The sequence below is a fragment of the Clostridium sp. UBA7339 genome (assembly GCF_002470865.1).
In the GTDB taxonomy this organism is placed as follows: Bacteria; Bacillota; Clostridia; order Clostridiales; family Clostridiaceae; genus Clostridium_J; species Clostridium_J sulfidigenes.
Genome location: NZ_DKPI01000003.1, coordinates 425,421 through 446,928, shown reverse-complemented (window position 1 = coordinate 446,928; position 21,508 = coordinate 425,421). Strand labels below are relative to the sequence as shown.

Here is a 21,508-nt window from a genome sequence, read left to right as displayed (position 1 = left end):
CAAAATATGAATAATATTTTAAACAAAATTCAAATTCCAGAAAGAATAGAACTTTCAAATATACCAACTAAAATTGAAAAACTTGAGAGGTTTTCTAAAATGTTAGGTGGACCCAATATTTATATAAAGAGAGATGATCAAACTGGACTTGAAGTATCAGGAAACAAAATTAGAAAATTAGAATTTACAGTAAAAGATGCTATTAATAAAGGGGCTTATGTGCTTATAACTTGCGGTGGAATCCAATCAAACCATTGTAGAGCAACGGCAGCAGTAGCAGCGAGGCTTGGGATAAAATCAGTACTTGTTTTAAGAGGAAGCAGCAGTATTGAATCTGATGGAAATTTATTTATAGATAAGCTTTTAGGTGCAGATATTCGTTTTATTACCGCAGAAGAATATAAAAATTCAAGATTAGAAATTATGGAACAGATTAAGACGGAATATGATAAAAAAGGTTATATGTCCTATATTATTCCAGAAGGTGCTTCAAATGTAATAGGCACATTTGGATATTATAATGCAATGAAAGAAATTATTGAGCAGGAACAGCAGTTAGGTGTTCATTTTGACAAAGTTATACTCGCCGTGGGATCTGGAGGTACTTACGCAGGAACTTTTTTAGCAAATAAAATATCAGAAAACAAGTGTGATATTTTAGGTGTTAATGTTTGTGATGACAGTGAATATTTTAAAAATCGAATCTACGAAATAGTACAAGATACCATGAAGTATATTAATGTAGATTTGGAATTGTCTAAAGATGAAATAAGAATTATAGATGGATATGTAGGAAATGGATATGCTTTAAGTAGAGAAGAAGAAATAAATTTCATTAAGGAATTTGCAAAATTAGAAGGAATAATTTTAGATCCTGTTTATACAGGTAAAGCTATGTATGGATTAAGTGAAGAAATAAAAAAAGGAAACTTTAAAAACAATGAAAATATTTTATTTATCCATACTGGTGGGGCTTTTGGAATATTTCCTCAAAAGGAGCTATTTAAATACTAACATATTGAATTTATCCTGTAATATTAGAAGATGAAAATGAGATAGCAAAAACTAAATAAGAATTAAATAGAACTCTACACTATATCACCAGACTTTCCATAAGTGTTATTATAATAACATGGAGGTGCACATAGTATGGATAAGGTATATAAAACATCAGAAGTAGCTAAAAGAGTTGGTGTACATTCCAACACTGTACGTTTGTACGAAAAGCTTGAATTAATACCAAAGGTGAATAGATTACAAAATGGTTATAGAGTATTTACTGACTATCACATAGAGCAATTTAATCTTGCTAGAACTGCCTTTAAAGTAGAGGTTCTACAAAATGGGCTAAGAAAAAAGATAATCAATGTTGTTAAGTTATCTGCCAAGGGGGAGTTTCAAGAAGCAATTAACTGTACAAATGATTATATAAGTCAGATAAAGCAAGAACAAAAAAATGCAGAGGAAGCTATAGACCTTTCAAAGAAGCTTTTATTAGATACGGATGCTCAAGATAATTATATATTTTTTACGAGAAAGCAAACAGCAGACTATCTTAAGGTCACAATGGACACATTAAGAAATTGGGAGATGAATGGTTTACTTACTGTTAAGAGAAGGCATAATGGATATCGAGTTTATACTGAAAGTGATATTAATAGACTTAAAATAATACGTACTTTACGTTGTGCTAATTATTCTCTTTCAGCAATTTTAAGAATGATTAATTCAATGTCAGAAAGTATAGAAATTGATATTAGAGAGGTAATTGATAAACCAAAAGAAGATGAGGACATTGTTACAGCATGTGATAAGCTTCTTACTTCCTTAAGTGATGCAGAAAAAAATGCAAAAATTATATTAAGGCAATTACAATTTATGAAAAACAAATTTAATACAAACTCTACACTTTAACACCAGACTTTGTGCTGGTGTTATTCTTTTATCAAAAGGAGGGAATAACACATGGAAGTAATAAAAGTTCATAATCTCTATAAATCCTATGGGGATGCTCAAGTGGTGAAGAGTGTTAGTTTAACAGTAAAGAAAGGTGAGGTATTTGGATTGATAGGTGCCAATGGGGCAGGGAAAAGTACTACCATAGAGTGTATTTTAGGTACAAAGAATTTTGATCATGGTCAGGTATCTATCCTAGGCATGAATCCTCAAAAAGAAAGAAAACAGCTATTTCAAAGGGTTGGGGTTCAGTTTCAAGAATCTAATTATCAAGATAAAATAACAGTGAAAGAGTTGTGTGAAATAACTGAGGTTCTTTATAAAAATCCATTAGATTGCAATAAATTATTAGAAGAATTTGACCTTCAAGATAAGGGGAAAAATTTAGTAAGTGAATTATCAGGAGGTGAAAGACAACGATTATTTATTATCCTAGCCTTAATTCCTAACCCAGAGGTAGTATTCCTTGACGAGCTTACAACAGGATTAGATGTAAAGGCTAGAAGAGATGTGTGGAAGTGCTTATTAAAATTAAAGAAGCAAGGACTCACAATCTTTTTAACATCTCATTTCATGGATGAGGTTGAGGTTCTGTGCGATAAAATATGTATTTTGAAAAATGGAGCAATAGATTTTTATGGAACAGTTGAAGAAGCAGTGGAACTGAGTCCATATGAAAAATTTGAGGATGCCTATTTATGGTTTGTAGATGAGGAGGATTTGGATGATGAGAGCATTTAAAGCAATGTTAAAAACTGAATTAAAATTATCACTAAGAGGCATGGATATGTTCATCTTTGCAATCTGTATGCCAGTGGTTATAACTATTATTTTAGGTATTATTTATGGAAATAAACCCGCGTTTCCTGAAGCAGACTTTACATTCATGGAACAATCCTTTGCAGCTGTATCAACTATTGCAATATGTGCAGGTGGTTTCATGGGATTACCATTAGTATTATCTGAGTATCGTCATAGAAAGATATTAAAAAGATTTAGAGTAACGCCAGTTAGCCCAGCTATGATTTTAGTAGTTCAAGGAATGATTTATACTTTATATGCCATTGTTTCATTAATACTTATTTATTTAACAGCAAAAATATTTTTCAAGTTTCAATTTAGAGGCTCATGGATAAACTTTTTAGGAGCTTATACATTAGTAATGGCATCAATGTTCAGCATTGGATTTATGGTGGGTGGAATAGCGAAAAATAATAAAATGGCAAGTGTTATTGCAAGTATTTTATACTTTCCTATGCTTATATTTTCAGGAGCAACATTACCCTATGAGGTTATGCCAACATCCCTTCAAAAAGTGGCAGATATCTTACCATTAACTCAGGGAATAAAGCTTTTAAAAAGCGCATCACTTAACTTAAGCATAGATAACGTAATGATACCAATTTTAGTTATAAGTATACTTTCTGTGATATGCATTTGGGTATCTATTAAGTTTTTTAGGTGGGAATAGTTTAAAACTGATAAAGAAATAGTGATAGTCTAAGCAATTAAAACAAATAAGTAATGGAATTGTAGCTAGTAAAAATATGATAAGTTTTACTAGCTACTTTGCATAAAAATATAGATGGTTGAATTTTATATATTTTTAGTTATGCAGTTATTAGAATAACATTAATTTGGTTCACAAGATCTTAAAACTGGTACTTCAATTTGAACAAGCTTTTGAGATTTAACAGTAGCAGTTACCTTTATAGTACAGCATAAATTTTTATTATGGCACCCAATTGAGTAGTTACTTGGTTGCATGCATGAACAAGTTACATTATTAATAGAGCAATATACATCAGCACCTTCAGGTTTTATAAGATTAACATTTTTATAAAAGCATACTACTTTTTTAAATAAATAACAATCTGGATAGTTACTTGTAAAATTAATAATTACTTTTATTTGCAACTTTACATTTACTAAATTAGTTTGTTTGTTTATTGTAGTTATATTTAATATATTACATCTAGTTTCTCCAACATCACATTGGATGTGTTCAGTATTATATAATGGTGGAAGTTTAAAGGTCTCTTTAAGTTCTTCTTCAAACTTATTTGAATCAAATATTCTTGTTGTTTCAATGCACATTCTATTTAAAGGTGTTGGGCATGGAAAATCAACATTTGCTATTGCTATACCAAGTGGTAAAGGAATATTAGGGATGGTATTTACCACTGTATTTGTATTTATATCAATTATAGAAATATCATTAGTACAGGAGTTTGTAACATAGGCAAAGCTACCATCTGGTGTAATTGCTATATCAAAAGGGCAATTTCCAACAGGGATAGTATTTACTACTGTATTTGTATTTGTATTAATTACAGAGACATTATTAGTAAAGACATTTGTGCCATAAGCATAATTTCCATCCGGTGTTATTGCTATATAACTAGGACCAGTACCAACAGTTATGGTATCTACCAATGTATTATTGGTTAGATTTATTACAGATACAGTGTTTGAGAAGGCACTTTGTCCTTGATTTGCAACATAGGCAAGGGTACCATTTGGAGTTATTGCTATGCCTTGTGGAAAATCTCCTACAGTTATGGTGTTTACTATGGTATTTGTAGTTGTATCTATAACTGATACATTATCTGATTTTGAGTTTGTAACATAAGCAAAGTTGCCATTTGGTGATATTGCCACAGCAATGGGATTTCTACCAACAGTTATAGTATTCACAATTGTATTAGTATTGGTATCTATGATTGATACTGTTCCTGAGGGAGAGGTTGCAAGGCCAGAGTTTACTACATAGACATATTTACCATTTGGGGTTACCGCAATGCCTGTTGGGGAAGTGCCAACTGTTATTGTATCTACTAACGTATTGGTGCAAGTATTTATAACTGCTACCAGGTTTGAAAGGTTTGTAACATAGGCAAAGCTACCATCTGGTGTTAGTGCAATAAATTTTGTTATATCACTTGGAGATAAAATTGGAATGGTATTTATTACCGTATTTGTACTTGTATCTATAACTGAAATTTTATTATTGTCATTTGCAACATAAGCAAAAATAGACATGTTTATCTACTCCTATATTTTTTTATTATTATAATATGAGGGAGTTTAGCAATAAGTTAATCTGTAGGTGGAGAAGTTTAAACTTTTTACTTGTGGTGCGGTGAAGGGTATCTGTGTATAACCAAACTTAAAAGGAATTTGTAAAGTATTTAAATTAAGCCAATGATATTAAAAGTGTCATTGGCTTGTGTTATAATTACGTTATTAAGCTATTGGAAAATTATACATAGATAAACAATAATTTGGAGGTTAATTATGAAAAAATGGTATAATGAGGAGTACGAATTTGAAATTGAGGTAACTGGTTTTCTTCGAAGTGACCATACAGAGCGGTATTGCAGAAACGGCGAAGAAGTGGGTGATAAGTATACCTGCACCTATGGCTGTCCCATAAATTCGGATGGACAGGGTATCTGTTCCAAGGTTATGATGATTATGTTTCCAATCATGGAGTCGGTGAGAAGTGGTGGAGATTTAGAGAACATTGGTGGCAATAGCAAATATAGCAAGGATATTGTATGCCCAGATGGCTGTGTCATATTCAGACTTATGGCAAAGAAACTTGACAATGAGAATTTTTATAAAGGAAAGTTTTTTGATTAGTTTTGATTTTATTGTGCTCAGTTTGAAGAGAAGCCGAAATATATATATCATTAACATAAGAAAAATCTATTATAATATAAGAAATACTTCCCAGATTGATTTTCAAACTGGGAAGTATTTTCTAAGTTTATATTACCACAAAATTACTAAAATTTCAAGTCTTGTATTGGGTTAGACTTAGGAGTACTGTGTATCTAGAGGTGATTATGGTGGATAAAAATATGACTTTAGCATTTCAAGATTTTCAGAAAAAACAAGCTGCAATTGAGTTAAAAGCGTGTAATGAAATAACAATAAAATATGGGTTAGCTTTATGTGATGTAGAAATTAATGAGCTGGTGGAGAATCGTTTTAAGTCATTAAAAGATACAGGAAGAATTGAGTTTTCTGAAGGGATTTTAAAAAAGATAGTGGAAGTTTTTTGTGATTCCCCTTATATAATGCAACAGAATTATAAAGAGACATTAATGGAGGTTCAAGAGTCTTTCTACTTTTTTAAAAATGAAGCCATGGATCAGATAGCTGATGATGAACTTATTGAGTTTATGAAAAAACATTTTGATGGAAAATGTCAAGGTTCTTTAGAATATTTAAGAGGAACTACTTTGGAAGAGCTTTGTAGAAATACAAGATACGGATATGAAGTGGATGATACAGATATGTACGGACATGAATTTTAGGAGGTATTATGGAAGAAAGCAACAAGAGTTTAATGGCGTTTTCAGATAATATTCAAATAGATAAAAATATAAGTGAAGAAGATAAAATGCTTATTGAGTTTAAAATATGGAATTTTATTGGTAAGCACACTGAACGATATACAATGGGTGATAGCACATCAGTTCCAATAGAAATAGCGGAAGAGTTACTTAATTCAATTTGTTTTTCATTAGGATTAGAATTAAGAGAGTTAATGAACGCAAAGGAAGTATTGATGGAAGAAGATATAAGTGACTTGTTAAAGACTTCTTGGAGTAAAATAGCCTCTTTGATGGAGAGAGGAAAGAACTTATTAGAAGAAGTTAGAAAAAGTTCATCTAATATAGAAAACATATCATATAAGGATACAATAAATGAAATAGATAGATTTTTTAATAAATATGACTATAGATATTTTGCTCATAAGATAGACTGTAGCATAGATTATCAACTTTCTAATCCCATATCAGAAAAGCTACAGGGAATTGAATATATAAATGAATACTTAAAAGCACTACTTATTGAAAATGAGTTTTGCATATGTTTTGATAAGGATAATATTATTTATGTTCTAAATAGCTATTGCTCTGATTATAAAGAGCTATTAATTAATATTTTTGAACCAATACTAACAAATGCCATAGGGCTTGATATTTTAGGCAGAGATATATTAACATTAGAGATTTCGGCATTGCAAAGAGAAACATTATTAGGGATTTTTATAAACTTGTCCAAAACTGAAATTTTAGTAAAATTAGAGAGCTCAGCAAAGAGAATCTGTGATATTTTAGGGATAGTTGATAATGAAAAGATAGAATATATCCAAAAAACAGCTGTAAATATTTATCCTAGAATTAAAGTAGGATTATCCATAGGAAATATTGATAATATATTTTTATCCTTTAAGTATGAAGAGGATTTAAAAGAAAGTGAATTTATAGATAATGATACTATGGATAATGAAAGGTTACGCAATTTAATCAATGAAATAAATGATTGTAGATTTATTTCAGATAAGATTGCAATGGTAAAAGAAGAGGTTAATAGCTTAAGCGACTTAGTTGAAGTGTTAAACCTGTGTTTTTGGGAAGATGAAGCTTTAGAATTATTTAAAACACTTTCAAAGGAAGAGATTTATATTATTAAACATTATTTAGATAATAAATATGAAGCATATAGTTCAGATTCACAATGGGAAATTAAATTTATGAATTATATAAGAGGTCTAAGTAAATAGTAATAAAAGCTTTAACATTACTTATCCATTTGCTTTAGGGGTTATTATTGTTACAGATTCAAAAAATATATTTTAAGGAGAGCGAAAATATGACGGAGTTTTGGGAAAAAAGTTTTATAGAAAAACAAACAATGTGGGGATTTAAACCATCAGAATCAGCCATTATTGCCAAGGATTGCTTTATTGAAAATAATATAAAAGATATATTAATACCTGGTATTGGTTATGGAAGAAATGCAAAGGTATTTATTGATAATAATATAAATGTTACAGGAATCGAAATCTCAAAAACAGCTATTGATTTAGCAAGGCAACATGGGATTGATATTAATATTTATCATGGTTCAGTAGGAGATATGCCTTTTGAAAATAAACTCTATGAAGGGATATTTAGCTATGCACTTATTCATTTATTAAATGAAAGTGAGAGGGAAAAATTTATTAGTGATTGTTATAATCAATTAAAACAAGACGGATATATGATTTTTACAGCTGTTTCAAAGAAAGCTCCTATGTTTGGAAAAGGAAAAAAACTTAATGAAAGTTATTATGAAACTAAAGACGGAGTAAAAATCTTTTTTTATGATTCTGAATCAATAAAAAAAGATTTTCAAAAATATGGACTTGTAGAATTTTCTGAGATTGATGAAATAGATAGTGATAATAAAGATAAACCTCCAATGAAATTTTTATTGATAAAATGTAAAAAATAAGTATAATTATTACATTTATTTAACTTATCTAAGGCTGTTTTAAGGCTTAAAATACCTACTATAAGTAATGTTATATTTACAAAATATGTTATAATTAAAAAGGTAAGAAAATTTTTAGTGACAGGCAAATAGTATTTTGTAGAGGAGATTTTTAATTATGCAAAATTTGATATTAACATCTACTGGATTTACTAATAGAAATATTAAAGAAAAGTTTTTAGAATTAGTAAATATGCCTAAGGATAAAATTAGAGCTATTTTTATTCCAACTGCTGCAATAACAGAAGACGCAAAGGTATGGATTCCAGAGTGTAAAAAGGACCTTTTAGATGCTGGTATTTTAGATGATAACATAGTTACATATGATTTAGAAAGAATTATGAGTTGTGATGAAATTTGTAATTTTAATGTTATATACGTTTGCGGTGGAACTACACAACATTTATTGAACAAAATGAACGAAACTAATTTTAATATTCCATTGAAAAAATTTTTACATAACGGAGGGGTATATGTAGGAGTAAGTGCAGGGAGTGTTGTTTTATCACAAAATTTACCTAACAATTTAGGTTATATCAATTGTACACTCAATGTTCACGCAGAAGAAGGTACAGAATGTGGATATTTAAATACAAGTGATTGTCCTAATATTAAATTAATGGACAGTCAAGCCATAATAATTACAGATAATGATATTGCTATAATAGAGTAAAAAATCAAAAGTTCGTATTATTAATATGTTATACACATAAAATAGTATATATTACAAGTAATAATATAGAATATAGATAGGAAACACACTCAGTCGAGCTGAGGAGTACAGAATTCTTAGAAAAAGTGCTAATCTTTACGGGATGTAGCACTTTTTCTGTACTTTTAACTTCTATATCAAGACCAAAAAATTTAATCATAATTTTTAAGTGATGCTCTAAATCTTTGATTTAGTTAGCAGAACTTACTCAGTGAGCGAATGTGAGTCGAGTTTTATTTTTGAAATAGTTCACCAATAGCCCAGGAGGACAAAACGTTCAAAATCGACCTAGCCATCCTACTACGAATTTTCAATATTGTACTTTAGAATTAAACTATATCTATGTAGAACATATACACAAGAATAAAATGGAAAAATCTCATTTGTAATAGTTACGGAGAACTGTGTCATATTATTTATTACAAGAGTAATTTTCACTTTAATCTTTCATCGAAAGATAATTGAATTTTAATACCAAATGGATCTTCAATGATTCCATATGCTTTACTAAATATATTACTAGCTAATGGTACAATTATTCTAACTCTCTTATCTGCGATTAAGCTTTCATAGAATTGATGGATTTCCTCCAAATCAGCACTTTGAACACATAGAGAGGTATTATTACCAACTTTGTACTCTTCATTGGCATCCATTGTATCTTCAGCAACCATAACCTTAGTATTGCCAATTTTTAAAACAGAGTGAGAAATATAATCTTTATTTTCATCATTAATTTCTCGTGACTTATCCCCCATCTTTAACATATCTGCATATGTTACAATCATTAACTGTTCTGCGTTAAAGTGTTTCTTATAAAAATTAATAGCATCTTGTGCTTTTCCATTCATTGAAAGGAAAATAGCTGTTTCTAAGGTTTTACTCATAATATTAATCTCCTTTTTGTAGTAAATTATATATCAATGATTATATTATTGATATAAATATATTATAATATTTAAAGGTGTCAAAATGTGAAACCTTTACTTAAGATAATTTAAAAACGGAGGATATATGAAAAAATCAGAAAGATTAAACCATATGATAATGTACCTAAATGACCTGGATTGCTTCAATTTAAGTGACTTAATGAATAAATATAACATTTCAAAAAGTACAGCTTTGCGTGATATTAGTTCATTAGAAGAATTGGGAATGCCTATTTATACAGAGCAAGGTAGATACGGTAAATATGTTATATTGAAAAATAGATTATTGTCACCTATTATATTTACCATAGACGAAGTATACGCGCTGTATTTTGCAATGCTCACACTAAATGCCTACGAGTCTACACCCTTTCATTTAAGTGTAAATAAACTAAATGAAAAATTTGAAAACTGTCTATCGGAAGAACAAATAGAAAAAATTAATAAGATGAAAAAGTCCTTACAATTTGAAGCCTCTAAACATAATAATGTCAGTAAATTCTTAGATAGGATTTTAGAAAGTATTATTAATGAAGTTAGTTGTACGATTAAGTATTTGAAAAATGATAAAACTATAAATTACCATATTCAGTTTTTAAAAATTTCATCTAAATTTGGACAGTGGTACGCTAGTGGAATGGAGCTTAATAGCAATAAATACAAAGTTTTTAGATGCGATAAAATAACCTCATTAGATTTTAGTAGTGAGAAGTTAGAATTTCTAATTGATGATGTTATAAACTCTCCCATAGAATTTTACCAATCTGATAAAAATATTCATTTTGAAGTAGAGATTTTAGATGGTGCATCGGATATTTTCTACAAGGAACATTATCCTTCTATGAAAATAGAAACAGGAACAAAGACAATTATAAAGGGATTTTGTAATGTAGGTGAAGAAGATTTTATATCTGATTATTTTCTTAGATATGGCACTTGTATTAAATCAGTAAAACCGCAATGGTTAAAATCCATTATTTATGAAAAGATCAAAAAAATTCTAAATCATTATGAAGAAATCTAAAATTCATCTACACTAAAATATTAATTCAATCATATCCTTTAGTTTATGCAAGAAGCCTTTTTTATCAGTATATTTATATATTTTAATAAAAATATATAAATAACGAAACCAATAAAGAAAAACTTGACAAGTATATCATTTATGGATATATTATATTTAATGATATATCATTTAATAATATATCATTAAATATAATATGAAGGAGAATTTTATGCCAAGAAAAGATTCTATTGATATAGGGGAATTAACAGATTCTGCTTTTTATATTTTATCTAGTGTTGTTGATGAAAAGCATGGATACCTAATTATGAAAACTATTGAGAAGTTTACTAATAATGAAGTTACTATTGGTCCTGCATCACTTTATACAACATTGAAAAAGCTTTTAGCAGCAGATTTAGTGGAGTTAAATTGTGACACAGATGAAAATAAAAAAATATATAAAATAACCAATAAAGGACGAGAGATGCTTATAAAAGAGATTGAACGTAAAAAGCAGATGATCAAATTCGCTGAAAATTTTTTGGGTTAGAAAAGAGGGATATTTTTGAAAAGTAAATATGTAATGATTAATGGGTTTGCATTTAGTGAAGAAAGTGATATGGAAAAATTAAAAGAATATGCAAGGAAAGGTTGGATATTAGAAGATATAGTAGGAGGGTTTTTCTATAAACTAAGAAAAGATAAATCTCAAGATATAATATATAACTTAGATTACCAAACAGAGGCAAATGAAGAATACTTCACTATATTTAAAGAAGCAGGATGGAATTGTATTGTTTCTATAGAAAATTATATGCACATTTTTTCAGCGCAAGCTGGAACTAAACCTATTTATAGTGATTGTGAATCAGAAATAGATAAATATACAAGTATAAGAAATCAAACAAGAAAAGGGACTTTATATTCTTTAATACTAGCTATAGCTCTAATGGGGTTGTTAGTTGTTTCTTTAGTTGCCATTAAACCTATATTTTTGATTATTGTTGGATTGTTGATAATTGATATATTTGTATTTGTCTTTAATTTTATGCCTTATTTAGCATATAGCTCTAGAATTAAGCAAATAAAAAAATATGGTACGTGTAATTGTAAAGCAATAGATAATAAAAGTTCATGGATATTAGATGCAATTTCAGGGGTTCTATGGTTGGCAATAGGAATATGGCATTTAACCGGGAAACTATATTTTTCTGCAGCATTTTTTATAATTTTAGGTGCTTTTTTTATTTTTTCAAGTTTAGTCTACTTTAAGAAATATAAAAAGTCTTTATAAATTATATAAAGTATGGGTAGAAGTATTTTTTAGGAACAGTAGAATTTCAGAATTCTACTGTTTTTTATGTAGTTATAGGTTAAACAAAGGAAAAATATGCTTTATATGGTATAAATTTATTGAGCAGTGGAAAGTGAGGTGGTACAATAAGGATATTGTTAATTAAATTTAAATAATAAGGATCATGTAAAATAATATTCAATTTAGGAATAGTATTAAAGGTGAGTGAGATAGGAAATGCTTATAAGAAGGTATGAACCATCAGATTGTAAAGATTTAGTCGAACTGTTTTATAATACAGTACATTCCATTAATGCAAAAGACTATACAGAAGAACAGTTGAATGTATGGGCAACAGGTGCTGTAGATTTAGAGAAATGGAATAAATCCTTATTAGATAATTTTACAGTTATTGCTATTGAAAATAATATTATAGTTGGTTTTGGAGATATAGATAAGAGTGGATATTTAGATAGATTATATGTTCATAAGGACTACCAAAATAAAGGGATTGCTACTGCGATTTGTGATGTGCTGGAAAAGGCATTTGATGTAGATAAGATTAGTACACAGGCATCAATTACTGCAAAGTATTTCTTTGAAAAACGAGGATATAAGGTTGTAAAAGAACAGAAAGTAGAAAGGAAAGGTGTTTTACTAACAAACTATGTTATGGAGAGGTAGTGCAATTCTAGTTTGCTTAATGAAAATATATAAAAAACCCACTTTAAGTAGATATGGAGAACTGTACCACAAGAAAATGCAATTTATACCCCCGGGGATTTATATGGCTTGGCTAAGGCTATTTTTAAAGCTGGAAATACCATACTAAAAATAATGTCATATTTACAAAATATGTTATAATTAAAAAGGTAAGAAAATTTTTAGTGACGGGCAAATAGTATTTTATAGAGGAGATTTTAAATTATGGATGATATTCAGAAAGTAATTAATTATTATATTACAAATTATAATCTGGAGTATAATGCATTTGATAATGATAAAAATGTATTCATGGAAAGCGATGTAGAAGTTTTTCGTATGATTTCATTTGGAAAATCAATGCTTTTTATTGGAAGGAGAAATTTAATTAACTGGGCAAAAGAAAATTTTATAGATACTTTAGCAGAAGATATTATTGATGGTAAAAATCTTCATAGAATTGAATGTAAACTAAGAGAAAATGATTTATGTCTTGCAGGTGAACATTTGAGATTTCTTTATAGTAAAAGTGAAGATATTATTTGCCCAGATAATGTAGTTCTTAAGAAAATAGAAAAAGAAAATATGAGTGAGTTTTACATAAAATATCCTGGATTTGAAAATGCATTAAACTATGAAAAGGATGAAATTGCAATTGCAGCTTTTGTTGAAGGAACGGTGGTAGCTGTAGCTGGGGCAGACAATTATCATGATCCACTATGGCAAATAGGTATAGATACCATTAAGGAATATAGGGGACAAGGATTAGCAAAATTGGTTATTCAACAATTAACAAAGGAGATATTGAAGCTAGATAAAATACCATATTATACAACGTGGAGTGCGAACCTTGCTTCAATGAGAACTGCTTTAGCCACAGGATTTTATCCAGCATGGGTAGAATATTTTGCAGAAAAATATTAACTTTTAATAGCAAAATATTATCTTGTCAAATTCCAATTTAAGATTTATTAATTGATTAAAATAATGTTTTAGAGGTAGTGAAAGATGAAGGTTGAATTAATAGAAGCTAGCAAGGCTGATAAAATGATATTAAAAAATATGATTGAATTATATAATTATGATTTATCAGAATATGAAAATCGTGATTTAAATGAACATGGGTTATACGATTACAGTTATTTGGATAATTACTGGACAGAAAAAGATAGATACCCCTTTATAATTAGAGTAGATGACAAATTAGCAGGATTTGTTCTTGTTAATAAACATAGTGTTGTTACCTCATCTCCAACTGATTATGCAATTGCAGAATTTTTCGTTCTAAAAAAATATAGGAAAAGAGGAATAGGTAAAATTGTGGCTTTTGAAGTTTTTAATAAGTTTCAAGGAAATTGGGAAGTAAAACAGTTGCGTTTACATAAGGTTTCTCATATTTTTTGGAATAATGTAATAAGCCAATATACTTTAGGTAACTTCATAGAACTTCAAAATGGTAATGAAGTTTGGGATGGTCCTATTCATAGATTTACTAATAAATTGAAAAAGGAAGATACTGAAATCAAGGAAGCAATGGATGTTCTATACAACATTAGTGGAGATAAAGAATTAATACAACTAGCTGAGATGAGAGATAAAGCTATAAGAGATGAGAAAAGTAGACTTCAAGGCGCTAGAGATGAAGGTAGAGAAGAAGGCAAAAAAGAAGGTAAAATAGAAGGAATAAAGCAAGGAGCAAGAGATGCTTTAGCTAAAAGTACTATAAAACTTTTAAGGAAAAAGTTTAAGGATATTCCAGATAATATAATAGAGTCTATACTTAAATTATCTTTAGAAAAGATAGAAAAAATTAATGGAGATTTGTTTGATATAGAGTCCATAGAGGAGTTAAAGAAGTATATTTAATTAGGGATATATTCCATATAAAACTAAGTAATTAGAAACACCTATTAACAGTAGAATTTCAGAATTCTGCTGTTTTTTTATGTAGTTGTGCCTTAAACAAAGGTATATTTATTGTACATAGAACTAGTTAAATCCTAATGTACCAGCAATTTTATTTAAAATCACAACACCAGAAAAGGGAGCTAAATAAAGTAACTAAATTTCTAAAGGTAAAAATACCGTATTATAAGCAATAACGCGTTTACATAGTATGGTACAATTATATTATTAACAAATATGATTAATATACAAATAGTAATTTATCTACCTGCTTATTTGAGATTAGATATGCAGTATGAGAAAATTTATATAATCCTCGGAAAATATTTTAAAAGTCTATTGACTCTGACATCGTGTCGTCCATTATTCTGATTACAGAAAGGAGTTGAGCATATGGGATTGATGACTATAAGTGAAGTAACAAAGGTCTTTAATGTTTCTACACGAATGCTTCGGTACTATGAACAAATGGGGCTATTATTCAGTCAACGCAAAGAAGATTACGCATATCGCGTTTATGATGAAAATGCTATTCTACGTCTTCAGTATATCATTGTATTACGCAAGCTGCGGATTCCAATAAAACAAATTGCGTTGATTTTCAAAACTCCTGAATTGACTAACATTATCGAAATATTCCAAAGAAACATAGTTGAGATTAATGATGAGATAACTGCACTTGATATCATTCGGTATGTGTTGGAGATTTTTGTATCACGCTTGAATAAAAGCACGGGAACAACAATTAAACTTGATTTATTACAAGATGCTGATATCATAAAAGTCATTGAACCGCTAACCCTTTCTAGAATTAATTTTAAGGAGGAACGTTCAATGGAAGAATTAAACAAGGCAAATGAGGTATTGGGTAAGTTACAAAATGTTCGAATTGTTGTGATGTCTCCATGTACTGTCGCTTCGTATCACTTTATTGGTGAGAATCCAGAGGAAGTAGTTGGAGGTGTGGTAGATAAATTTATTCGTGAGAGCAATCTGTACGAAAAGAAACCCGATGCAAGAATGTTTGGGTTTAATCATCCAAATCCATCGCATAATAGACCACATCACGGATATGAGGATTGGGTAACCATTCCTGATGACATGGAAGTCCCAGCGCCACTCGTAAAAAAGAGGTTTGAGGGTGGAATGTACGCAGCCCATACTATTGTATTCCCTGACTTCCACGAATGGAAGCTTTTAAGCAAATGGGTAGAAGAAAGTGATAAATATGATTCCAACTACAGAGAGCAAGGAGAAGAGATTATGGGCGGATGCCTAGAGGAGCATTTAAATTGGATTTATTCTTCCCATATGGGTTGGCCTGAAAATGGAATAGATGGTCATATTGATTTACTTTTACCTATAAAGTTAAAATGATACCTGTGTTGTGTAAATTGAGCATAACCTGTACCCCAATAAACTACAATTTTTTCTAAAGATGTATATTAACTAAAAGGATGCTAATCTTTTCGGGATGGAGCATCTTTTTGTTTGCTTTTAAATAAGAACAAGATGGAAAAACTTCACTTCAAATAGTTACGGTGAACCGTACCATAAATAATGAAGGTTTTTTTTATGGTAAAAAACAAATACTATGCAGAAGTAATGATATATATTGTTTGTGCAGAATTGTGATATATGGTAAGAATTATCCAATAATATGGGCAAAATAAAACTATGGAGGAGATAAAATGAGTTTTAAGATTATTGCAGACTATCATACTCATACTAATATTGCAAAGGGGCATATTCCCTTATTTAATATTATTTTTGGAGAACATGCAAAAGGAAGTATTGAATCAAATGTTAAAACTGGAATAAAAAAAGGATTAAAAGAAATAGCAATAACAGACCATGGTTATAGGCATAGTATCTACGGGATGAAACTAAATCAATATAAAGAAGTACGTAAAGTAATTGATGATTTTAATAAGAGTTCATTATTGAAGGAGAATGACTTTAAGATTCTTCTTGGTATAGAATGTAATATTGTTACTAAAAAGGGGGATATAGATATTAAAGATGAAATAATTGATTACCTGGACATAATTTGTGTGGGTTATCATCCTGGAGCGGTACAAAATCCACTTTTATTGAGAAATTATACAGAAGCTGCGATTAATGCTATTAAAAAATATGAAATTACAATATTAAATCATCCATTAGAGCATGTTAATCCAGATATTATTGAAATTGGAAAGGTAGCTATTGAAAGAAATACTGCTTTAGAAATTAACAGATCTCATAAGAATATGGATATTGAAACAATAAAAAAGTTAAAGAACATGGGCGTTAAATTTTCATTAGGAAGTGATGCACACAAATCAGAGGATGTAGGGTATTTTGGTAAAGCATATAATATTGCAGCTGAGGCAGGTCTTACAGATGATGATATCATTAATGCTGATGGAGATGCACATAAATTAATGAAATTATTAAGAGCTTAAGTTTGGTAGTGGTAACGGATTGGAACATATTTATTTTATGTATAAAGAATTGTAGAACATTGGGGAACTTGGATAAAATGTGTTCAAAGAATGTTTAATATAAATGTTTATTGCATATACTACAATTATTAAAATAAAGTAAAAAAAGAAGAAATTAGGTGATTTAAATGATATACATATATAATTGTTATGGAGGAACCCACTCGTCTATTCTAGCAATTGCTTATCACTTAAAAATGCTGGATGAAACTCGAGAACCAACTAAGGATGAAATATTGAAATTACCTAACTTTAATAAGTTAGTATATGGAAATCGTGGAGAACTCTTTTATTATGGAAGTGATGAAGATGGAAATAAAGTCTATGTTGTAGGTAGAGGACGTTCAAAGGTTTTAATTCCAGGATTATACAATTTAACTTCTATGCTTCATAAAGAAAAGCTATTAAATGAGAAAATTATATTTTCTAATACATCACCAACGGTTCCATTACCAATGACCTTTGGCGGATTACTTTCTAGGTGGCTAAAAATTGATTTTCTAGGAGTACCCTTGCTTGTAAAGGGAGCAAAACAATCATATAAGAACGTTATAAAACTTGTAAATCACACAAAGAAGGCATCAAAGGAAGATAAGTCAGAGGTTATTATTTTAGATAATAAGGAATTTAAGAAAAAATAATTTTTAAATAGATAACCAAAATTAAAAAAAGAGGTTATATATTAAATTCAAGCCAATGATATAAAAAGTATCATTGGCTTGTGTTATAACTATTTCTATTTGTACTGGAGATTATTTATATTAGCGTAACGTGATATGAAAGCAGTTCAAAGCAACTCTTCTGAGGATGGGTTGAAAAGATTTATTAAATACCTTATCCTATATTTATCAAGAACAGGAGGGTATCATATGCCAGATCAGAAGTGTCAAGATGAATATATACGAAAAATTCATAAGGTGCAGGACTATATTGAAGATCATTTAGGACAATCACTGTCTATCGAGGAACTTTCCAATGCTGCTGGGTTTTCAAAATATCATTTCAGCCGGATATTTCAGGGCATATTAAACGAGCCTTTAGCTCATTATGTGAACCGGATTCGCATGGAGAATGCACTTTTTTTGCTTGCACACCGGGCAGATAAAAATATTACGGATATTTCTTATGAACTTGGATATACTGATTCAGCCGTATTTTCCCGGGCATTTAAGAATTATTATGGCACTAGTCCAAGAGAATATCGGAATGAATATAGCAAGAATTGCAAAGATTCTTTTTTACTGTCAGAGTATAATAAGGACACTGTGAAGAAAGAATGGGCAGACAATCCGATTCCTGTGGCTGGGCAGATTACTATAGAAAATTTGGGAGAAAAGCAGGTTGCTTATGTGAGACATACAGGTACCTATGACACATTAGCAAAGAAGTATGTCAATCTTATTCAGATTTTATTTGATCATGCAAAGAAGCAGCATCTTCTTGTGAAGGGTCAAAACTGGGTGATTGCTATGTATCATGATAATCCGGAATTTGGAGAGGAGAATCAATTCCGTACCAGCCTGTGTCTCACGGTGCCAGAGGATATACGAGTTCATGAAGACGGTATTCTTGGAAGGATGAAACTAGAAGGCGGACTGTATGCGGTGGGACATTTTCAGATTCAGCAGGAACAGTATAGCGATGCTTGGAATTACATGTATCAACAGTGGATAACTAGCAGTGGTTATGTTCCAAGAAACTCATATCCATTCGAAGTGTATCGAAACGAACCTTATGCCAATGGAAATCCTATCCATGGGGTAGATATATATGTTCCTATTGAGCCAATGAATTATGTGAAGTAATCTACGATTTAGGCAATTAGGGTTGACATCTACCTTCCCATTGAACCCATTCATTTCTAACATGCTGCAATCTATTCAGAGGTGAGCATATGGAAGAAATCAAGATTCAAGGAGCACGAATCCATAATCTAAAAAATATTAATCTAACTATTCCTAAACATCAACTAGTGGTCATTACCGGTATCAGTGGTTCCGGTAAATCCAGTCTTGCATTTGATATCCTGTTTGAAGAAGGCAAGAACAAGTATCTAAGGTCCATTGGAATTCTGACTGGACTTGATAACGAGGACAGGTTCGATACTATGGAAGGAATCGGTCCAACGGTGGCGGTATGTCAAAATACAATAAGGCAGAGCAATCCCCGTTCTACAGTTGGCACAAAGACTGGAATCCTAAACCAGTTAGCCATGTTATATACCAGTGACGGAAAGCCTATAGATGAGCATAGTGGACATCTCTCCCTAGGCTTCTTTCTATATACAACGGCCGATGGTATGTGTATTAGATGCCAGGGCAGAGGTTCTTATTATGATATCAATCTGGAGAAGTTGATTCCAGATAAAACAACAACCTTATTGGAGGTCTATGAGAGTCTGAAGGTAACAGCTGGTTTCTTACGAATTTTAAAGAAGAAATACGGCGTATATTTTGCAACCCCATTCTGGGAACTTCCAGAAGATATCAGTAATGAAGTCATCTATGGCACATATGATAATGGCAAGCAAAGCTACTGTCTGGAGCGTATACTAAGAAATTCGTATGAAAAGGGCGAGGATGTGGAGGAAGTTTATGCAAAGACCCTTTGTCCAGATTGTCATGGACATCGAATCGGCGAAGAAGCAAGAGAAGTCTTCCTTCATGGAAAGCGCATTGGTGAACTGGGACAGATGACACTGACAGGTCTTCTTGATTTCCTAAAGGAAATACCGGAGAAAGAATTATCTCAGTTTGGTAAGAACGTGGTAAAGAATGTAGTGGAGAAATTGAAGCATTTGATTCAGTTTCGCTTAGGGCATCTGACTCTTTATAGGGAGATGTCTTCTTTAAGCGGTGGTGAGGTACAGCGAATCTTTCTCCATCTCCATTTGGAGTCTAAACTGAATTCTCTGATTTATGTCTTTGATGAACCCATGGCAGGATTACATTCATCGGAGAAGGAAAGCATGATCAAAGCGGTAAAGGAATTAAGAGACATTGGTAATACAGTGATTATGGTGGAGCATGATAGAAAGATGATTCGTCATGCCGACCATATTATTGAGATTGGTCCAAAAGCAGGCATAGAAGGTGGAAGGGTTGTCTACCAGGGAAATTATGAAGGATATGAAAATGTAGATACTATGCTTAGTCAGTATCTTTCAGGCAAATGTTTGATGCCGGAAAGGACGGCCAGAAAGAATGCCTTTGATAAGGAAGACTGTCTAATCTTAGAGCATGCAAATACCCATTATTTAAAGGACTTAACTGTAGCATTTCCACTTCATGCCATGGTTGGTATTGCTGGATTATCAGGAAGTGGGAAGAGTTCGCTTATTGAGGAGACGCTTTTGAAACGTCTTGCTAGTGCCAGAAAATATAGTATTGCAACTGATATAGCAGGAGTAGAACTGATTAGTGGCTTTGCAAAGATATCTCAGGAGCCTATTGGAAGAAATTCCAGTTCTACGCCAGTCTCTTATATTGGTATCTGGGATAAAATCAGGGAACTTTTTGCAAAACAGCCTGAAGCAAAAATAAGAAACATGAGTGGTGGACATTTTTCTTTTTATTCTAAAGGGGCATGTCCAGACTGTGGTGGTAGTGGTTATGAAAGAATCTTTCTGACCTCCAATTTTTCTGTAGATAAGCTTTGCCAGATGTGTCATGGCAAGCGGTTTCATGAAGAAAGTCTTTCTGTAGACTATAAAGGAAAAAACATTGCCGATGTGTTAGAGATGAGCGTTACCGAAGCCATTTCATTCTTTGAAGATCAGAATAGCATTGTGAGACCACTACGTATTCTAGATCAAATGGGCATGGGGTACTTAACCCTTGGTCAGCCATCTTCTTCTTTAAGTGGTGGTGAGGCACAGAGAGTGAAGCTTGCCAAAGAGCTGGGACGGCATCGAAAGGGCAATATACTATATGTGTTAGATGAACCAACCACTGGACTTAGCTTGTATGATACGGCATTGTTATTACAACTATTAGATCAACTTGTTGTAAATGGCAATTCGGTGATTGTCATTGAACACAATGTAGAGGTCTTAAAGAGCTGTGACTATATTATTGAACTTGGTCCGGAAGGTGGGGATAAGGGCGGTGAGATTATTGCCAAAGGAATACCAGAGCAACTGAAAGATAATCAAAATTCCAGAACAGGAGGGTATCTTGTATGAAT

Annotated in this window: 22 protein-coding genes; 20 read left to right on the top strand and 2 right to left on the bottom strand. The window is 30.9% G+C overall.

Annotation, left to right across the window (positions count from 1 at the left end; genetic code table 11):
• Nucleotides 1-6: 6 nt before the first annotated feature.
• The 4 genes from B2S02_RS02535 to B2S02_RS02520 all read left to right on the top strand — a co-directional run bounded on the left by B2S02_RS02535 (nucleotide 7) and on the right by B2S02_RS02520 (nucleotide 3,427).
• Nucleotides 7-1,014: a D-cysteine desulfhydrase family protein gene (locus B2S02_RS02535; RefSeq protein WP_346920236.1), complete on the top strand. Its 1,008-nt coding sequence runs from the start codon at nucleotides 7-9 to the stop codon at nucleotides 1,012-1,014.
• Nucleotides 1,015-1,149: 135 nt separating this feature from the next.
• Entirely contained in the window at nucleotides 1,150-1,914 is a 765-nt protein-coding gene (locus tag B2S02_RS02530) for a MerR family transcriptional regulator (RefSeq protein WP_346846737.1), read from the top strand.
• Nucleotides 1,915-1,965: 51 nt separating this feature from the next.
• The gene (locus B2S02_RS02525; protein WP_346846738.1) at nucleotides 1,966-2,697 is read left to right on the top strand and encodes an ABC transporter ATP-binding protein; all 732 of its coding nucleotides are present in this window, start codon (nucleotides 1,966-1,968) and stop codon (nucleotides 2,695-2,697) included.
• Nucleotides 2,684-3,427, top strand: a complete 744-nt coding sequence (locus B2S02_RS02520) for an ABC transporter permease (RefSeq protein WP_346878974.1) — start codon at nucleotides 2,684-2,686, stop codon at nucleotides 3,425-3,427. Before B2S02_RS02525 ends, B2S02_RS02520 begins: the two co-directional genes overlap by 14 nt.
• 161 nt (nucleotides 3,428-3,588) lie before the next feature.
• Here B2S02_RS02520 and B2S02_RS02515 read toward each other — a convergent pair whose 3' ends face one another.
• Nucleotides 3,589-4,998, bottom strand: a complete 1,410-nt coding sequence (locus tag B2S02_RS02515) for a YncE family protein (RefSeq protein ID WP_346920235.1) — start codon at nucleotides 4,996-4,998, stop codon at nucleotides 3,589-3,591.
• A 255-nt stretch (nucleotides 4,999-5,253) separates the two neighbouring features.
• Between B2S02_RS02515 and B2S02_RS02510 the strand changes: the two genes are divergently transcribed.
• The 5 genes from B2S02_RS02510 (at nucleotide 5,254) to B2S02_RS02490 (ending at nucleotide 8,962) form a co-directional block, all read left to right on the top strand.
• Nucleotides 5,254-5,601, top strand: a complete 348-nt coding sequence (locus B2S02_RS02510; protein WP_346878941.1) for a TIGR04076 family protein — start codon at nucleotides 5,254-5,256, stop codon at nucleotides 5,599-5,601.
• A gap of 209 nt (nucleotides 5,602-5,810) precedes the next feature.
• A complete protein-coding gene (locus B2S02_RS02505; RefSeq protein ID WP_346878973.1) occupies nucleotides 5,811-6,281 on the top strand; it encodes a DUF6323 family protein in 471 nt (156 codons plus the stop codon).
• An 8-nt stretch (nucleotides 6,282-6,289) separates the two neighbouring features.
• Nucleotides 6,290-7,537 (top strand): DUF6179 domain-containing protein, encoded by a 1,248-nt coding sequence (locus B2S02_RS02500; RefSeq protein WP_346920234.1) that lies wholly within the window; start codon nucleotides 6,290-6,292, stop codon nucleotides 7,535-7,537.
• An 89-nt stretch (nucleotides 7,538-7,626) separates the two neighbouring features.
• Nucleotides 7,627-8,250 (top strand): class I SAM-dependent methyltransferase, encoded by a 624-nt coding sequence (locus B2S02_RS02495; RefSeq protein WP_346846742.1) that lies wholly within the window; start codon nucleotides 7,627-7,629, stop codon nucleotides 8,248-8,250.
• 157 nt (nucleotides 8,251-8,407) lie between these two features.
• Nucleotides 8,408-8,962: a Type 1 glutamine amidotransferase-like domain-containing protein gene (locus tag B2S02_RS02490; protein ID WP_346920233.1), complete on the top strand. Its 555-nt coding sequence runs from the start codon at nucleotides 8,408-8,410 to the stop codon at nucleotides 8,960-8,962.
• A 473-nt stretch (nucleotides 8,963-9,435) separates the two neighbouring features.
• Here B2S02_RS02490 and B2S02_RS02485 read toward each other — a convergent pair whose 3' ends face one another.
• On the bottom strand, nucleotides 9,436-9,888 hold the full coding sequence (locus B2S02_RS02485; RefSeq protein ID WP_346920232.1) for a VOC family protein: 453 nt from the start codon (nucleotides 9,886-9,888) through the stop codon (nucleotides 9,436-9,438).
• 127 nt (nucleotides 9,889-10,015) lie between these two features.
• On the opposite strand from B2S02_RS02485, the gene B2S02_RS02480 reads away from it, so the two are divergent.
• The 11 genes from B2S02_RS02480 to B2S02_RS02430 all read left to right on the top strand — a co-directional run bounded on the left by B2S02_RS02480 (nucleotide 10,016) and on the right by B2S02_RS02430 (nucleotide 21,506).
• Nucleotides 10,016-10,954, top strand: coding sequence for a YafY family protein (locus B2S02_RS02480; protein WP_346920231.1), 939 nt, complete (start codon nucleotides 10,016-10,018; stop codon nucleotides 10,952-10,954).
• Nucleotides 10,955-11,165: 211 nt separating this feature from the next.
• Nucleotides 11,166-11,486 carry a PadR family transcriptional regulator gene (locus tag B2S02_RS02475; protein WP_156964363.1) on the top strand — a complete coding sequence of 107 codons (321 nt, stop codon included), beginning with the start codon at nucleotides 11,166-11,168 and terminating at the stop codon, nucleotides 11,484-11,486.
• A 15-nt stretch (nucleotides 11,487-11,501) separates the two neighbouring features.
• Entirely contained in the window at nucleotides 11,502-12,230 is a 729-nt protein-coding gene (locus B2S02_RS02470) for a DUF2812 domain-containing protein (protein WP_346920230.1), read from the top strand.
• A 237-nt stretch (nucleotides 12,231-12,467) separates the two neighbouring features.
• Nucleotides 12,468-12,914: a GNAT family N-acetyltransferase gene (locus B2S02_RS02465; RefSeq protein ID WP_346920229.1), complete on the top strand. Its 447-nt coding sequence runs from the start codon at nucleotides 12,468-12,470 to the stop codon at nucleotides 12,912-12,914.
• A 243-nt stretch (nucleotides 12,915-13,157) separates the two neighbouring features.
• A complete protein-coding gene (locus B2S02_RS02460) occupies nucleotides 13,158-13,856 on the top strand; it encodes a GNAT family N-acetyltransferase (protein ID WP_346920228.1) in 699 nt (232 codons plus the stop codon).
• 84 nt (nucleotides 13,857-13,940) lie between these two features.
• The gene (locus B2S02_RS02455) at nucleotides 13,941-14,798 is read left to right on the top strand and encodes a GNAT family N-acetyltransferase (RefSeq protein WP_346920227.1); all 858 of its coding nucleotides are present in this window, start codon (nucleotides 13,941-13,943) and stop codon (nucleotides 14,796-14,798) included.
• A 432-nt stretch (nucleotides 14,799-15,230) separates the two neighbouring features.
• Complete coding sequence (locus tag B2S02_RS02450) at nucleotides 15,231-16,214, top strand: effector binding domain-containing protein (RefSeq protein WP_346892968.1); 984 nt, start codon at nucleotides 15,231-15,233, stop codon at nucleotides 16,212-16,214.
• Nucleotides 16,215-16,528: 314 nt separating this feature from the next.
• On the top strand, nucleotides 16,529-17,284 hold the full coding sequence (locus tag B2S02_RS02445) for a PHP domain-containing protein (protein ID WP_346920226.1): 756 nt from the start codon (nucleotides 16,529-16,531) through the stop codon (nucleotides 17,282-17,284).
• Nucleotides 17,285-17,451: 167 nt separating this feature from the next.
• The gene (locus tag B2S02_RS02440; RefSeq protein ID WP_346920225.1) at nucleotides 17,452-17,964 is read left to right on the top strand and encodes a DUF3189 family protein; all 513 of its coding nucleotides are present in this window, start codon (nucleotides 17,452-17,454) and stop codon (nucleotides 17,962-17,964) included.
• A 228-nt stretch (nucleotides 17,965-18,192) separates the two neighbouring features.
• Nucleotides 18,193-19,128: an AraC family transcriptional regulator gene (locus B2S02_RS02435; protein ID WP_346920224.1), complete on the top strand. Its 936-nt coding sequence runs from the start codon at nucleotides 18,193-18,195 to the stop codon at nucleotides 19,126-19,128.
• Between the two features lie 89 nt (nucleotides 19,129-19,217).
• Nucleotides 19,218-21,506, top strand: coding sequence for an excinuclease ABC subunit UvrA (locus tag B2S02_RS02430; RefSeq protein WP_346920223.1), 2,289 nt, complete (start codon nucleotides 19,218-19,220; stop codon nucleotides 21,504-21,506).
• Nucleotides 21,507-21,508: the final 2 nt, after the last annotated feature.

What these genes read in the sequence shown, in the direction of transcription:
- B2S02_RS02465 (WP_346920229.1), top strand. Translation starts at nt 12,468, where the DNA reads ATGCTTATAAGAAGGTATGAACCATCAGATTGTAAAGATTTAGTCGAA.
- B2S02_RS02475 (WP_156964363.1), top strand. Translation starts at nt 11,166, where the DNA reads ATGCCAAGAAAAGATTCTATTGATATAGGGGAATTAACAGATTCTGCT.
- B2S02_RS02485 (WP_346920232.1), bottom strand. Translation starts at nt 9,888, where the DNA reads ATGAGTAAAACCTTAGAAACAGCTATTTTCCTTTCAATGAATGGAAAA.
- B2S02_RS02460 (WP_346920228.1), top strand. Translation starts at nt 13,158, where the DNA reads ATGGATGATATTCAGAAAGTAATTAATTATTATATTACAAATTATAAT.
- B2S02_RS02430 (WP_346920223.1), top strand. Translation starts at nt 19,218, where the DNA reads ATGGAAGAAATCAAGATTCAAGGAGCACGAATCCATAATCTAAAAAAT.
- B2S02_RS02440 (WP_346920225.1), top strand. Translation starts at nt 17,452, where the DNA reads ATGATATACATATATAATTGTTATGGAGGAACCCACTCGTCTATTCTA.
- B2S02_RS02515 (WP_346920235.1), bottom strand. Translation starts at nt 4,998, where the DNA reads ATGTCTATTTTTGCTTATGTTGCAAATGACAATAATAAAATTTCAGTT.
- B2S02_RS02495 (WP_346846742.1), top strand. Translation starts at nt 7,627, where the DNA reads ATGACGGAGTTTTGGGAAAAAAGTTTTATAGAAAAACAAACAATGTGG.
- B2S02_RS02455 (WP_346920227.1), top strand. Translation starts at nt 13,941, where the DNA reads ATGAAGGTTGAATTAATAGAAGCTAGCAAGGCTGATAAAATGATATTA.
- B2S02_RS02445 (WP_346920226.1), top strand. Translation starts at nt 16,529, where the DNA reads ATGAGTTTTAAGATTATTGCAGACTATCATACTCATACTAATATTGCA.
- B2S02_RS02530 (WP_346846737.1), top strand. Translation starts at nt 1,150, where the DNA reads ATGGATAAGGTATATAAAACATCAGAAGTAGCTAAAAGAGTTGGTGTA.
- B2S02_RS02480 (WP_346920231.1), top strand. Translation starts at nt 10,016, where the DNA reads ATGAAAAAATCAGAAAGATTAAACCATATGATAATGTACCTAAATGAC.
- B2S02_RS02520 (WP_346878974.1), top strand. Translation starts at nt 2,684, where the DNA reads ATGAGAGCATTTAAAGCAATGTTAAAAACTGAATTAAAATTATCACTA.
- B2S02_RS02500 (WP_346920234.1), top strand. Translation starts at nt 6,290, where the DNA reads ATGGAAGAAAGCAACAAGAGTTTAATGGCGTTTTCAGATAATATTCAA.
- B2S02_RS02510 (WP_346878941.1), top strand. Translation starts at nt 5,254, where the DNA reads ATGAAAAAATGGTATAATGAGGAGTACGAATTTGAAATTGAGGTAACT.
- B2S02_RS02450 (WP_346892968.1), top strand. Translation starts at nt 15,231, where the DNA reads ATGGGATTGATGACTATAAGTGAAGTAACAAAGGTCTTTAATGTTTCT.
- B2S02_RS02525 (WP_346846738.1), top strand. Translation starts at nt 1,966, where the DNA reads ATGGAAGTAATAAAAGTTCATAATCTCTATAAATCCTATGGGGATGCT.
- B2S02_RS02435 (WP_346920224.1), top strand. Translation starts at nt 18,193, where the DNA reads ATGCCAGATCAGAAGTGTCAAGATGAATATATACGAAAAATTCATAAG.
- B2S02_RS02490 (WP_346920233.1), top strand. Translation starts at nt 8,408, where the DNA reads ATGCAAAATTTGATATTAACATCTACTGGATTTACTAATAGAAATATT.
- B2S02_RS02535 (WP_346920236.1), top strand. Translation starts at nt 7, where the DNA reads ATGAATAATATTTTAAACAAAATTCAAATTCCAGAAAGAATAGAACTT.